This is a genomic window from Mesorhizobium sp. J8 (genome assembly GCF_016591715.1).
In the GTDB taxonomy this organism is placed as follows: Bacteria; Pseudomonadota; Alphaproteobacteria; order Rhizobiales; family Rhizobiaceae; genus Mesorhizobium.
On the sequence record NZ_AP024109.1, the window covers coordinates 85,967 to 99,166 of the forward strand.

General features: G+C 65.3%; 11 protein-coding genes. 6 read left to right on the forward strand and 5 right to left on the reverse strand.

Features of this window, described 5'->3' with window-relative positions; translation table 11 throughout:
* Window positions 1-210: 210 nt before the first annotated feature.
* Complete coding sequence (locus MJ8_RS00460; RefSeq protein WP_201415249.1) at window positions 211-1,560, reverse strand: putative bifunctional diguanylate cyclase/phosphodiesterase; 1,350 nt, start codon at window positions 1,558-1,560, stop codon at window positions 211-213.
* A gap of 166 nt (window positions 1,561-1,726) precedes the next feature.
* Window positions 1,727-3,523, reverse strand: coding sequence for a GtrA family protein (locus tag MJ8_RS00465; RefSeq protein ID WP_201412590.1), 1,797 nt, complete (start codon window positions 3,521-3,523; stop codon window positions 1,727-1,729).
* Window positions 3,524-3,651: 128 nt separating this feature from the next.
* Here MJ8_RS00465 and MJ8_RS00470 point away from each other — a divergent pair, with 128 nt between their 5' ends.
* From MJ8_RS00470 to MJ8_RS00490, 5 genes are all read left to right on the forward strand, one after another.
* The gene (locus MJ8_RS00470) at window positions 3,652-4,656 is read left to right on the forward strand and encodes a glycosyltransferase (RefSeq protein WP_201412591.1); all 1,005 of its coding nucleotides are present in this window, start codon (window positions 3,652-3,654) and stop codon (window positions 4,654-4,656) included.
* A gap of 65 nt (window positions 4,657-4,721) precedes the next feature.
* Window positions 4,722-5,132: a GtrA family protein gene (locus tag MJ8_RS00475; protein ID WP_412177085.1), complete on the forward strand. Its 411-nt coding sequence runs from the start codon at window positions 4,722-4,724 to the stop codon at window positions 5,130-5,132.
* 82 nt (window positions 5,133-5,214) lie between these two features.
* Window positions 5,215-6,156 carry a glutathione synthase gene (gshB, locus tag MJ8_RS00480; protein WP_201412592.1) on the forward strand — a complete coding sequence of 314 codons (942 nt, stop codon included), beginning with the start codon at window positions 5,215-5,217 and terminating at the stop codon, window positions 6,154-6,156.
* Window positions 6,157-6,350: 194 nt separating this feature from the next.
* Complete coding sequence (locus MJ8_RS00485; protein ID WP_201412593.1) at window positions 6,351-7,301, forward strand: glycosyltransferase family 8 protein; 951 nt, start codon at window positions 6,351-6,353, stop codon at window positions 7,299-7,301.
* A 129-nt stretch (window positions 7,302-7,430) separates the two neighbouring features.
* Window positions 7,431-8,960, forward strand: coding sequence for a YifB family Mg chelatase-like AAA ATPase (locus tag MJ8_RS00490; protein WP_201412594.1), 1,530 nt, complete (start codon window positions 7,431-7,433; stop codon window positions 8,958-8,960).
* A gap of 46 nt (window positions 8,961-9,006) precedes the next feature.
* On the opposite strand, the gene MJ8_RS00495 is transcribed toward MJ8_RS00490, so the two are convergent.
* On the reverse strand, window positions 9,007-9,615 hold the full coding sequence (locus tag MJ8_RS00495) for a TetR/AcrR family transcriptional regulator (RefSeq protein ID WP_225248093.1): 609 nt from the start codon (window positions 9,613-9,615) through the stop codon (window positions 9,007-9,009).
* A 24-nt stretch (window positions 9,616-9,639) separates the two neighbouring features.
* Window positions 9,640-10,230 carry a DUF308 domain-containing protein gene (locus MJ8_RS00500; protein WP_201412595.1) on the reverse strand — a complete coding sequence of 197 codons (591 nt, stop codon included), beginning with the start codon at window positions 10,228-10,230 and terminating at the stop codon, window positions 9,640-9,642.
* A gap of 152 nt (window positions 10,231-10,382) precedes the next feature.
* Between MJ8_RS00500 and MJ8_RS00505 the strand changes: the two genes are divergently transcribed.
* Entirely contained in the window at window positions 10,383-10,898 is a 516-nt protein-coding gene (locus MJ8_RS00505; RefSeq protein ID WP_225248094.1) for a GNAT family N-acetyltransferase, read from the forward strand.
* Window positions 10,899-10,937: 39 nt separating this feature from the next.
* Here MJ8_RS00505 and MJ8_RS00510 read toward each other — a convergent pair whose 3' ends face one another.
* The gene (locus MJ8_RS00510; protein WP_201412596.1) at window positions 10,938-13,118 is read right to left on the reverse strand and encodes a malate synthase G; all 2,181 of its coding nucleotides are present in this window, start codon (window positions 13,116-13,118) and stop codon (window positions 10,938-10,940) included.
* Window positions 13,119-13,200 lie beyond the last annotated feature (82 nt).

Consider the following 13,200-nt stretch of genomic DNA (forward strand, 5'->3'; position numbering starts at 1 on the left):
GGAGAAACGTCGGATCTTTGCGGCTTATGTCTGACAAAATGAGGCACTCCCCCTCACCCAGCCTCCGCTTCGCTTGGCTGACCTCTCCCCGAGGGGAGAGGAGATTGCCGGCGTCGGCGCTAGCCTCTTCTCCCCAGCTGGGGAGAAGGTGGCCGCGAAGCGGCCGGATGAGGGGGCCAGCGCCGCCCTACGCGATTCCCAAAAGCCGGGTCAGATCGCCTTGGCGTGCAGCGCGCCGCGATAGGAATCGCGCAGATAGCCGAGCGTGGCGTCGGCATCGGCCGGCTTGCCGAACAGATAGCCTTGTCCGCCGGCGCAGCCGAACTGGACGAGACGATCGGCCTGCGCCTCGTCCTCGATGCCTTCGGCGACGACGTCCATGCCGAGCCCCTCGCACATGGCGAGGATGGCGCGGATGATGTGTTCCGAGGGCCGGTCGTCGAGTATGGAGGAAACGAAGGCGCGGTCGATCTTGAGCTTGTCGAAATGGAACTCGCGCAGGCGGCCGAGCGACGACTGGCCGGTGCCGAAATCGTCGAGCGAGACGCGGATGCCGACGCGGCGCAAATCCTCGACGATCTTCTCGGCCGAGGCCGGGTCGTTCATCAGGCCGGTTTCGGTGATCTCGATCTCCAGCCGGCGCGGATCGAAGCCGGTGCGGTCGAGAATGGCCAGGATGTGCAGGCCGGTGTTCTGGTCGACAAGCTGCGAGGGCGACAGGTTGAAGGACAGGAACAGATCCTTCGGCCAGCTGCGCGCCGCTTCCGTCGCCTTGCGCAACACCAGCTGCGACAGCGGGCCGATGATGCCGCGTTCCTCGGCGATCGGAATGAAGACGGATGGCGGCACGACGCCGAGGTCGCGGTCTGTCCAGCGCGCCAGCGTCTCGAAGCCGATGGTGCGGCGGCTGTTCAGGTCGACGATGGGCTGGAAGTGCGGCTCGACCTCTCCGGCCGAGACAGCGCGGCGCAGCGCCTGCTCGATGCGGGTGACGCGCTTGGCCGCCTCCTCCATCTCGCGGGTGTAGACGACGACGCGGCCGCGGCCGGAGCGCTTGGCGTGATAGAGCGCGGTCTCGGCCTTGTTGATGAGGATCTCGGTGGTCTCGTCGCCGGAGTAGAACAGCGAGCAGCCGACCGAGGCCGAGAGCCTCGCGGTGCGCTCGCCGACATCATAGGGCGCGGAGAGTATCTCGATCAGCATGCGCGATGTCTCGGCCGCCTGCTCCTCCGAGAACACCATCGGGTAGAGATAGGCGAACTCGTCGGCGCCGATGCGGCAGACGGTGGAATAGCCGTCCATCGAGGCGCGCAGCCGCATCGCCACCTGGATCAGGATGTCGTCGCCGGCCTTGTGGCCGAACAGGTCGTTGATCGGCTTGAAGCCGTCGAGGTCGAGGATACCGACGGTGAACGGCGCGGGATCGTCGGCGCGGTCGCTGATCAGGCGATCGACCTTGTCGAAGAAGCGACGATGGTTGCCGAGCCCGGTCAACGAATCCGTGAAGGCCAGATCCGTGTTTTCCTTGCCTGGCTGACCGGTGCCAAACGTCGTTTGCATCATGTCCCTGTTCTTACGGCGGTATTTCTCTTCAGACTGACAGCAAAGCGTTTAGGAAAAGTATCGAGAAAATCGATTTTCCGGAGATCCCCAAAAAAGGTCGCGCTTCCACCGCTGTTGCTCAATTGCTCACGGAACCCGCCGCCCCATTTTTCCGGAATTGCTGTTAGCCGGCTTGCCTGACGCGATAGAGCTCGATCGGGCTGCCTTTCTCGCTCACCGGCTCGAGCCAGTCCGGCACCGAGCCGCGCAGCAGGCCGGCCAGGAAGCCCTGCGGCGCCTTTTGGGTCAGGATCATGGTCTCGACGTTGCCGGGGCAGACGGCGACGAGGCCGACGCGATGCGCCTCGACGATTGCGCGTGCGTTGTCGGCCGAGCCGAGAAAGGCGTCCAGCGCCAGGAGATTGCCGGCGACGTTGCGGTGGTAGGGGCCGGCGAAGACGCGATGGCCGCTATAGGCCAGCACCGGCGCCCCGAGATTGGAGATCGTCAGCACGGTGGCGTCGGCCATGCCGCCGAACGGCGCGAAACTGGCCTTCTTTTCGCACGTCTTGTCCGCAGTTCCGCCATCGGCGATCGGTTTGCCTTTCTCGAACGCCACCGAGGCGGCTGCGGCGACGCCTGTCCAGACCGGGTTGATCGAGACCAGCCAGACGGCCGCGAGGCGCAGCGCCACGCCGAGCGAGGAGCTGATTTCGGCACGCGCCCGCCATTTGGCGATCCAGGCAGCGAGCGGAACGACGGCGAAGGCGATCGAGAAGGTGGTGCCGCGCACCTGCCAGGCGCCGACCACGAAAGCGACTGCAAGCAGCGCGGCGACGAGGCTGTCCTGCCGCCGCCAGCCGCCGCGGCGCAAACGCAGCACCATCAGGATGATCGCGACCAGCGGCGTCGCGTAACGCGCGGCCACGCGCGCCGGGTCGCGGACAAGCAGTGTGAACAGCGACTGGGCCTCGTCGATGTGGTCGAGCCACAGTTCCTTGAGGCGCGGATCGAGCGAGGCGTAAGGTGCGGAGAGGCATTGTGGGAACAGCGCCACCACGACCACGCCGAGGACGACGCCCAGCGCGGCAAGCGACCCAAGCCTGCGCCGCCGGCTGCCGGCGGCGGGCTCGATTGAGGCGATCGCCGCCAGCCCCACGCCGCCAATGGCCGCGACGACGAACTGCGCAACCGAGAAGGCATCGCACTGCGCCGCGCTCCATGCGGAAGGCGAAACCGTCGTGACGAAGGCAAGCGCCGCGACGCCGGCGAAGCCGAGGCCGAAATCCCGGGCGACCGCCCGTTCGCCGCCCGGATCGGCGACGAACAGCAGCGACACGCAAACGCCGATGGTGGCGACGTAAGGCACGGTTTCCATGCCGACGGCGAGCGTCAGCGCGGCGCAGAGGCCGGATAGCAGCGCGGCCCAGCGCCGCGCGGACGCCTCGAGCAGCAAAGCGAGGCTCGCCATGGTGAGCATCAGCTGGACATTGTGGTGGTCGAGCGCGCCGGGGTCGTAGATGCCGATGAAATAATAGCCGGCGGCGCCGACGAGGATGGCGGGCAGCACCGCGCCGCCGCCGCCGAAGCTGCGCGCCGCGCGGGCGGTGAAGAACAGGGTCGACCAGAAGAGCAGCGCCGGCCACAGCACCTGCGCCACGTCCTCGCCGAGCGGCCTGCTGCCGGTGAGCGCCGAGGCGGCAATCACGATCATGGCGATCGGCGCGTCGACCAGCCGCGACCAGTGCATGACGAAGCCGCCTTCCAGCCCCATCCGGTACTGGTGCAGGTCGAACCAGCCCTGGCCGGCCAGCAGGTCGCGGACCTCGACGAGGCGCAGCAGATTGTCGTTGTCGCCGCCTGCATCGGTCAGTTGGCCGAAGCCGGCCCAAGCATTGACGGCGAAGGCGAACAGGGCGGCCAGCAGCGCCAGCGCCAGATCGGACTTCCAGGTGGCGGCGCCGTACTCGGCTGTGCCCATTGCCATGGCCTTTGAAGGGAGAGGATCGGCTTAAACCTAGCCTTAACGGCTTCAATAAATAGTAAAACGGCTCGACGGGCCGGCATGAGAGACGGCCGGGAGGCTGGGTCGGGCGCCCGGAGACAGAGATGCCGCATGCAGTCCGCCACGAGCCGGTCATCGCCGTGCTCCTGCCTTGCTACAATGAAGAGCTGACGATCGGCGAGGTCGTGCGCCGCTTCCGCGAGACGCTGCCTTCGGCGACGATCTATGTCTACGACAACAATTCCAAGGATCTTACGGCGCTGAAGGCCCGCGCCGCCGGCGCCACCGTGGTGCGCGAGCCGCGCCAGGGCAAGGGCAATGTGGTGCGGCGCATGTTCGCCGACATCGACGCCGACATCTATGTGATGGCCGATGGCGACGGCACCTACGCGCCGGAGGATGCGCCGCAGCTGATCAACGTCCTGCAGACCGAACGCTCCGACATGGTGGTGGGCACCAGGCGCGGCGTGACCGACGATGCCGGCCGCAACGGTCACGCCTTCGGCAATCGTGTCTTCAACCGCCTTTACAAGGGCCTGTTCGGAACCGACTTCACCGACATCTTCTCCGGCTACAGGGTGTTTTCGCGCCGCTTCGTCAAGAGTTTTCCCGCCGTCTCCGGCGGCTTCGAGATCGAGACCGAGATGTCGGTGCATGCCTCGCAACTGAAGCTGCCGGTGAGCGAGATGGCGCTCGACTACGGCCGCCGTCCGGAAGGCTCGTCGTCGAAGCTGTCGACCTTTCGCGACGGCGCCCGGATCCTGTGGATGTTCGCCATGCTGGTGAAGGAGACGCAGCCGCTGCGCTTCTTCGGCACTTTCGCGCTGTTCTTCCTGGCGGCGAGCATCGGCCTGATGATCCCCGTGCTCATCGAATTCGCCGAGACGGGGCTGGTGCCGCGCATGCCGACATGGGTGCTGTCGATCGGCATGCTGCTCCTGGCCATGCTCTCGATGATGACCGGCCTAATCCTGGATTCGGTGTCGCGCGGCCGGGCCGAGCAGAAGCGCATCTTCTACCTGTCGATTTCCTCTGGCCGGGCCGAGCGCGGGATACCGGCGCAGGCCTCGCCGAAGAGCGAGCCGGGCAAGGCCCCACGGGCGGCTTAGAGCATGGTCCCGAAAAGTGGGACCGGTTTTCGGAGAAAGATCATGCTCCAACAAAGAGTTAGATCGTGAGGGCGATTCAAGGAAAACGCCATCCCGATCTAGTGGGCCGCCTCGTCCGCTTCGTCCTTGCCGGCGGCATCGGTTTCGTCGCCGACGCGGCGGCGCTCTGGCTGCTGCTTGCCGCCACGTCGCTTGGAGCCCTCTCGGCGCGCGTGCTGTCGATTGGCTTCGCGCTCTGCGTGACCTGGCAAGTGAACCGCCATCTCACCTTCGCACCGTCGAGCCGGGGCGTCGCGCGGGAAGGCGCCCGCTATGGCGGCGTCGGCGTCGCCACCAGCATCGTCAATTACCTGGTCTACTGCGCCGCCCTGTTCGCGCTGCCGGGGCTGCCGCCGCTGGCGGCGCTGGCCTTCGCCTCGATCGTGGCGACGACGCTGTCCTTCCTTGGATATTCCAGGCTGGTCTTCGACCGGTAAAGCTGCTGCACCAAGCGAGCACGATTGGCAGAAGCCGCCGATTTCCTTATATCGACGGCTGAGTTTCCCCCGGAGAGGAAAAATGCCGCTGAAGGTCGCCGTCCAGATGGACCATATCTCCACCGTGTCGATCGCCGGCGACACCAGCTTCGCGCTGTCGCTGGAGGCGCAGCGTCGGGGTCACAAGCTTTTCCACTACACGCCCGACCGACTGTCGATGCGGGACGGCAAGGTGTTCGCGCGCGTCGAGGAGATGCAGGTGCGCGACGAGAAGGGCAACCATTATTCGCTCGGAGAGAAGGTGCGCACCGACCTTTCCGAGATGGACGTGGTGCTGCTGAGGCAAGACCCGCCCTTCGACATGAACTACATCACCACCACGCACATATTGGAGCGCATCCATCCGAAGACTCTGGTGGTCAACGATCCGGCATGGGTGCGCAACAGCCCGGAGAAGATCTTCGTCACGGAATTCCCGGATTTGATGCCGGAGACGCTCATCACCAAGGATCCTCAGGAGGTGGCGGCCTTCCGCAAGGAGTTCGGCGACATCATCGTCAAGCCGCTCTACGGCAATGGCGGCGCCGGCATCTTCCATCTGCACGAGGCCGACCGCAACCTCGCCTCGCTGCTGGAGATGTTCGGCCAGCTGTTCCGCGAGCCCTATATCGTGCAGCGCTACCTCAAGGACGTGCGCAAGGGCGACAAGCGCATCATCCTGATCGACGGCGAGCCTGTCGGCGCCATCAACCGGGTGCCGGCCGAGCACGATTCCCGTTCCAACATGCATGTCGGCGGCCGCGCCGAGAAGACCGAGCTGACCGAGCGCGAGCGCGAGATCTGCGCCCGCATCGGGCCTTCGCTGAAAGAACGCGGCTTCATCCTGGTCGGTATCGACGTGATCGGCGACTACATGACCGAGATCAACGTCACCTCGCCGACCGGCGTGCGCGAAGTCCAGCGCTTTGGCGGGGCGGATATTGCCAGCCTGTTCTGGGATTGCGTTGAGGGGAAGCGGGGGTAATTCTCCTCACGATACAGGCGGCGCTTCATGCCTCGGATCCGCCGTGTCGCCAAATAAGGTAACGAGGCATCCGCCTGGGGGGCGATGAGCTATTTTGGGGGACGAGATGCCAAGGTGCTGGCTGTGATGGTGAACGCGCTTGCGCTCTACCCACGGCGGGACCTTGCTCCCCGCTTTCCGGGGCTCGCAGTTTCATGGTGATTGTCACCGCAAGCGACAATAACTTTGTGCCCGGGCTTTTTTTATTCATCTTTTCTGCCTGGATTCACAATCGCGAGGCGAAATTCGTCGTCATCGATGCGGGAATAGAGCCTGCGAGCGCGATGGAGCTTCGCCGATTTTGCGAACGAAACGGAATTGACTGTCAGCTGGTCCAAGCGGACGCCAAGCGGATTTCCGATCTGCCGACAAGAGGCAAGCTGCTGACGACTGCCGCCTATGCCCGAATACTCATTCCCGAGATATTGTCCGATTGCGACAAGGCCATCTACATGGATGCGGATACGCTGGTGGTATCCGATCTCGGCGGCCTCTGGTCGGCGGATTTGGGCGACAATTTGGTCGCCGGCGTGGTTGACGGCTTCGTCGAGCAGGAGGAACTCGACGACATCGAAATGTCCCGGAACGAGTATATCAATTCCGGCGTTCTGGCGATGAACCTCGCCGCCTGGCGGAGGGAAGGCATCGCAGACAGGATCTTTGCAACGGTTCGCGAAACCGCCAAGTCGCGATATCTCGACCAGACAGCCTTGAACACGGTGGTGCGCGGACGGGTTCTTTTCCTGGGCAGGGAATGGAATTTCTTCTCGGAGCGGTATTTGGAAATCGAACGGCGGCTTCCCAAGGTGATCCACTATGCGGGATCGGCCAAGCCCTGGCGCTATAGGCGCGTGCCTTTCGCCGATGTCTTCAATTTCTACAGGACCTTGTCCGGATTGGATATTCCGGAGGGGACGCTGATTTTGAAATCCGCCCGTAGGCGAAAGATGATCCTTGGCCTTTTCGGGCTGCGAAGAAAATACTGGTCCGCCGCCCTGGCAAATCACTACTACTGCCGTCGATTCACCAAACCGCATCTACGAGGCCTGGGCAAGATGTTGTCGAAGCTTCCGTTGCCGCCGCAACATTCGACTGCGGCGCCGTAACGAGATGCACAGTTGTTGGTGTTCCCGTAATGTTCTTGCCCAAAGCGAGAATTTGTGGTTGTCTGGCCTGATTTCACTCGCGGCCTGATAGCGGGGCCACGCGAGCCGGTATCGGGGGCTTGGGACAAAATGGTGGCGCGGGTTCGCACGGTGGCTTTCCAGGGCATCGAGGCCTTGCCGGTCGATGTCCAGGTGATGGTCGGGCCGGGCAAGGTCGGCATGCAGATCGTCGGCCTGCCGGACAAGGCGGTGGCCGAGAGCCGCGAGCGCGTGCAGGCCGCGCTGCACGCATCCGGCCTGTCGATGCCCTCGAAGAAGGTGACGGTGAATCTCGCGCCGGCGGATCTGCCCAAGGAGGGCAGTCATTACGACCTGCCGATCGCGCTCGGCCTGATGGCGGCGCTCGGCGCCATTCCGGGCGATATGCTTGCCGGCTATGTGGTGCTCGGCGAATTGTCGCTCGACGGCACGATCGCGGGCGTGGCCGGCGCGCTGCCGGCGGCGATAGGCGCCAATGCCGAGGGCAAGGGCCTGATCTGCCCCTTCGCCTGTGGGCCGGAAGCGGCCTGGGCGGGCAAGGATTTCGACATCCTTGCGCCGCGCAGCCTGATTGCCATTGCCAACCATTTTCGCGGCACGCAGGTGCTGTCGCGGCCCGAGGCCGGCATCCAGCTCGCCGCGCGCGACCTGCCCGACCTCGCCGACATCAAGGGCCAGGAAAGCGCCAAGCGGGCGCTCGAGGTAGCGGCGGCCGGCGGACACAACCTCCTTATGGTCGGACCGCCCGGCGCGGGCAAGTCGATGCTGGCGCAGCGCCTGCCTTCGATCCTGCCGCCGCTGGCGCCGAAGGAGCTTCTCGAAGTCTCGATGATCGCCTCCGTCGCCGGCGAGCTCGGCGAAGGCAAGCTGACCGACCGGCGGCCGTTCCGCGCGCCGCATCACTCCGCCTCGATGGCGGCGATGGTCGGCGGCGGATTGCGCGCGCGGCCGGGCGAGGCCTCGCTCGCCCATCATGGCGTGCTGTTCCTCGACGAATTGCCGGAATTCGCGCCGCAGACGCTGGATGCGCTGCGCCAGCCGCTGGAGACGGGCGACTGCATGATCGCGCGCGCCAACCACCGCGTCACCTATCCGGCGCGCATCCAGCTGGTGGCGGCGATGAATCCGTGCCGCTGCGGCATGTCGGGCGAGCCCGGCTATCGCTGCCTGCGCGGCGACCGCTGCCGCACCGAATACCAGGCGCGCATTTCCGGCCCGCTGCTCGACCGCATCGATCTTCGCATCGAGGTGCCGGCGGTCTCGGCAAGCGACCTGATCCGGCCGGACAAGGCCGAGACGAGCGCTTCGGTGGCGCAGCGCGTGGCGCGTGCGCGCGCCATGCAGCGCGAGAGGCTGGAACGGCTGGGCGCCGGCGCCACCACCAACGCCCACTGCCCGCCTTCGATCATCGAGGAGATCGCCAGGCCCGACAATGCCGGCCTGACGCTGCTCAAGGACGCCAGCGAAAAGCTCGGCTTCTCGGCGCGGGCCTATCACCGCGTGCTGAAAGTAGCGCGCACGCTGGCCGACCTCGACGCCAGCGAGACGGTCGGCCGCATCCATCTCGCCGAGGCGATTTCCTATCGCATGAGCGCGGAGCGGATGGCGCAGGCGGCGTAGCCGGAAGGCATTCGTAACCGCCGGATCCGCCCTGACCGATTTCACGTCAATTGGTTGCAGGAATAAGCTTCTGCAGCGTCGGCGCCAGGATCATGCCGAAGGTCAGGACGTCGCCATAGGCCCGCGCGGAAATCATCGCCCCGTGCACGGTCGCCATGAAGGCTTCCGCCTCGACGCGCGGCGCGGCAGCGATCGTCAATGTTCCCTGCTCGGCGCCGCGCTCGAAGACGCGGGTCAGCCACCCCGACAGAAACTGAAAATAGGCACGGACCTCCACGGCCACCCCGGGCGGCAGGACCGGAAGCTCGCTGGCGAGCAGCGCGCAAACGCAAAACGGCCTGCTCGCGTCCTCGATGCATTGCGCCCAGAAGCCGGCATAGGTTCGCAGCAACTCGGGCCGTCCGGGCACATTGCGCTCCAGCTCCGTCATGCCCGTGACGGCGTCGTCGAGATAGCGCCTGACCAGGGTCTGCACGAGGTCGGCCTTGCTCGGGAAATGATGATGGATGCTCGCCTTGCGGATCCCGACGACCTCGGCGATATCGGCGTAGCTGAAGCCGTTATAGCCGCCGGCGACGATGAAGCGTTGCGCGGCGGCCAGGATGTTATCGGCGGTATTCGAAGGGAAGGTGTTCGAGGGCTTATCCATGGACATGCCTAACCTCCGGCGGAGGAAATCTCAACGCATGGCCTGCGGCGACTTGCGAAGGAAATCGCCGACCGACAGCCACACGGCGGACACCAGGAAATAGAAGGCACCGAAAGCGGCGTAGGGCGCGACATTGGCGATGCCGATGGTCTCCGTGCCGCCCGCCATCTTGACGAAGAAGAGACCGGCCAGCGCCGATTGGGCGCCGCTCAGGATCATCGCCCACTGGGCGCCGTTGGTCTTCCAGCGACGAACCGCCGTCAGCAGCTGAAACGCACCGGAGATCGCGGCCCAGACGCCGTAGACCGAGAGCACCGCGTTCATGCTGTGGCCAAGCGCGACGGCGACCGCGATCGCGGTGATGATGCTGACGACGAAATTGAGCAGCTGCGTCCTGTTGCGACCGAGGCCGCTGCTGCGCTGCGCGTCGACATAGTTCGCAAGCGCGTCCCATAGCGGATAGGCGACCAGCATGGCCGCGGCGAGCGGTACCACCGTCTTTGCGACGGTAAAGGCCGCCAGGACCCAGGCCGCGGATACGGCAAAGCGAAGGTAGTAATAGGTTTTGAGCCAGCCGTTTGAGGCCAGGGCAGGGCTTTCAACGCTCGTTTGTGCGGACATGATGGATAACCTTTCTTCGGTGTCATTGCCTACCTACTAGTAGGTAGATCGCGACACGTCAAGTTATTTGCATCGACGTCCGCTCCGATTTGGACACGTCGCATTCTGAAACCTGCGTGGTATGATGGATTGGATCCGCGCGGGGGCGAGGGATGATTTCAGTTCTGCCGGCGCGCAGCGCCGAAGACTTCGACACCATGGCCATGCTCTGCGGCAGGCTGGCGCAGTGGGATGTCGACGCGTCCGCGCCCCATGGTGTCTCGGAGGAGGATATAAGGACGCTGTTCCAGCCCGAAACCAGCGGCCATGAACTTGCAATGCAATTCCGCGCGCCGGATGCCATGGCCTTCATTGCGCGATCGGGCAACGTGCCGGCGGGCTGCCTCGCCTTCGGCCCGTTCGGCGAAGGCAAGGTGGAACTTCACAAGTTCTTCGTCGATGAATCCTCCCGCGGGCAAGGCATAGGCCGCGCGCTGATGGGCGCGGTCCTGGCCGAGATCGGCAAAGGCCCGGCCCGCACGGTGCTGATCCACACCGCCTTCTATATGAAAAGCGCCATTGCCGTGTATGAGGCGTTCGGCTTCAGGCCCTGCGCGCCGTTTCGCGACACGCCCGCGCATGTCCGCCACACGGACGTCTTCCTGTCGCGTACGGTCAAGGGCGGGTGAGGGCCGCTACCGCCGACAGCCGGCGGCAAGCCGGCAGGCTCAGGCGGAGTGCTGCCTGTCGCGCGCCTTCAGCTCCAACCGCCGCTTGTGCAGCACCGGCTCCGTATAGCCGTTGGGCTGCGCCGTCCCCTTGAACACTAGGTCGCACGCCGCCTGGAAGGCGATGGAATTGTCGAAGTCCGGCGCCATCGGCCGGTAGAGCGGGTCGCCGACATTCTGGCGGTCGACGATCGCCGCCATGCGCTGCAGCGAATCCCGGACCTGGATCTCGGAGCAGACCTTATGGCGCAGCCAGTTGGCGATGTGCTGCGAGGAAATGCGCAGCGTGGCGCGGTCCTCCATCAGGCCGACATCGTTGATATCGGGCACTTTCGAGCAGCCGACGCCCTGGTCGATCCAGCGCACGACATAACCCAGGATCCCTTGCGCGTTGTTGTCGAGCTCGCGCTGGATCTCGTCCGGCGTCCAGTTCGGCCGAACCGCGACCGGCACCGACAATATGTCGTCGAGCTTGGCCTTCGGCCGGCTCTTCAGCGCCGCCTGCACGGCGTGCACGTCGACCTTGTGATAGTGCGTGGCATGCAGCGTCGCGGCCGTCGGCGAGGGCACCCAGGCGGTGTTGGCGCCGGCCTTGGGGTGGGCGATCTTCTCGACCAGCATCGCCGCCATAAGGTCCGGCATCGCCCACATGCCCTTGCCGATCTGGGCGTGGCCGGCAAGCCCGCATTCGAGGCCCGTATCGACGTTCCAGGCCTCATAGGCGGAAATCCAGGCGGCCTGCTTCATGTCGCCCTTGCGGATCATCGGGCCGGCTTCCATCGAGGTGTGGATCTCGTCGCCGGTGCGGTCGAGGAAGCCGGTGTTGATGAACACCACGCGTTCCTTCGCCGCGCGGATCGCCTCCTTGAGGTTGACGGTGGTGCGCCGCTCCTCGTCCATGATGCCCATCTTGATGGTGTTCTTCGCCATGCCGAGCAGCGCCTCGACACGGTCGAAGATCTCGACGGCGAAGGCGACCTCTTCCGGCCCGTGCATCTTCGGCTTCACGACATACATCGAGCCGGCGCGGGAATTCATCCGCCGCCCGTTCGGGCCGACATCGTGCAGCGCGATCAGCGCGGTGATCGCCGCATCCATGATGCCTTCCGGCACCTCGTTGCCCTCGCGGTCGAGGATCGCCGGATTGGTCATCAGGTGGCCGACATTGCGCACCAGCATCAGCGAGCGGCCGGGCAAGGTGATCGTGCCGCCGCCTCGCGAGGTATAGGTGCGGTCCGGGTTGAGCTTGCGGATGAAGGTCTTGCCGCCCTTGGTGATCTCTTCCGCCAGATCGCCCTTCATCAGGCCGAGCCAGTTGCGGTAGACGACGACCTTGTCCTCGGCATCCACGGCCGCGACCGAATCCTCGCAGTCCTGGATGGTGGTCAACGCGGCCTCGAGCAGGATGTCGGCGATGCCGGCCGGATCGGTCTTGCCGATCTGGTTGGCGCGGTCGATCACGATCTCGATATGCAACCCGTTCTTCACCAGCAGCACCGCTTCCGGTGTGGCGGCATCGCCGCGATAGCCGACGAACTGCCTTGGATCGGCAAGCGTCGTGGCGCCGGCGCCCTCGCCGGCTTTCAGCGCGCCATTCACCACCGAGAGCCCGTTGACGCCGGCCCATTTGCCGGTGGTCAGCGGCACGGACTGGTCGAGGAATTCCTTGGCCCAGGCGATCACCTTGGCGCCGCGCGCCGGATTGAAGCCCTTCCCCTTCTCGGCGCCGCCGGTCTCGGGGATGGCGTCCGTGCCGTAGAGCGCGTCATAGAGCGAGCCCCAGCGCGCATTGGCGGCGTTGAGCGCATAGCGCGCGTTCATCACCGGTACGACGAGCTGCGGCCCGGCGACGACGGCGATCTCGGGATCGACATGCTCCGTCGAGACGCTGAAGGCCGGCCCTTCCGGCACCAGATAGCCGATCTCCTTCAGGAAGGTCTTGTAGGCCTCCATGTCGAGCGGCGCGCCGTTTTCGCGATACCAGCCGTCGAGCTTCTCCTGCAGGGCGTCGCGCTTGGCGAGCAGCGCGCGGTTCTTCGGCGCGAGGTCGTGGACGATCGCCGAAAAGCCTTCCCAAAATTTTTCCGGGTCGATGCCGGTGCCGGGCGTGGCCTCCCCAGCCACGAGGTCATGGAGCTCCCGGGCAATCCGCAACCCGGCGATCTCGATGCGGTCGGTCATCTGCACGTCTCCAGATAGCTAGCTTGCCGGGGCGTTTGGCATGTTTGGGGGGCAAGGGTCAATTCGGCTTAGGATGTAGGCG

Coding starts and splice junctions, on each gene's coding strand:
- MJ8_RS00505 (WP_225248094.1), top strand. CDS start 10,383: ATGATTTCAGTTCTGCCGGCGCGCAGCGCCGAAGACTTCGACACCATG.
- MJ8_RS00500 (WP_201412595.1), bottom strand. CDS start 10,230: ATGTCCGCACAAACGAGCGTTGAAAGCCCTGCCCTGGCCTCAAACGGC.
- MJ8_RS00465 (WP_201412590.1), bottom strand. CDS start 3,523: ATGGGCACAGCCGAGTACGGCGCCGCCACCTGGAAGTCCGATCTGGCG.
- MJ8_RS00510 (WP_201412596.1), bottom strand. CDS start 13,118: ATGACCGACCGCATCGAGATCGCCGGGTTGCGGATTGCCCGGGAGCTC.
- MJ8_RS00485 (WP_201412593.1), top strand. CDS start 6,351: ATGGTGATTGTCACCGCAAGCGACAATAACTTTGTGCCCGGGCTTTTT.
- MJ8_RS00495 (WP_225248093.1), bottom strand. CDS start 9,615: ATGTCCATGGATAAGCCCTCGAACACCTTCCCTTCGAATACCGCCGAT.
- MJ8_RS00470 (WP_201412591.1), top strand. CDS start 3,652: ATGCCGCATGCAGTCCGCCACGAGCCGGTCATCGCCGTGCTCCTGCCT.
- MJ8_RS00490 (WP_201412594.1), top strand. CDS start 7,431: ATGGTGGCGCGGGTTCGCACGGTGGCTTTCCAGGGCATCGAGGCCTTG.
- gshB (WP_201412592.1), top strand. CDS start 5,215: ATGCCGCTGAAGGTCGCCGTCCAGATGGACCATATCTCCACCGTGTCG.
- MJ8_RS00460 (WP_201415249.1), bottom strand. CDS start 1,560: ATGCAAACGACGTTTGGCACCGGTCAGCCAGGCAAGGAAAACACGGAT.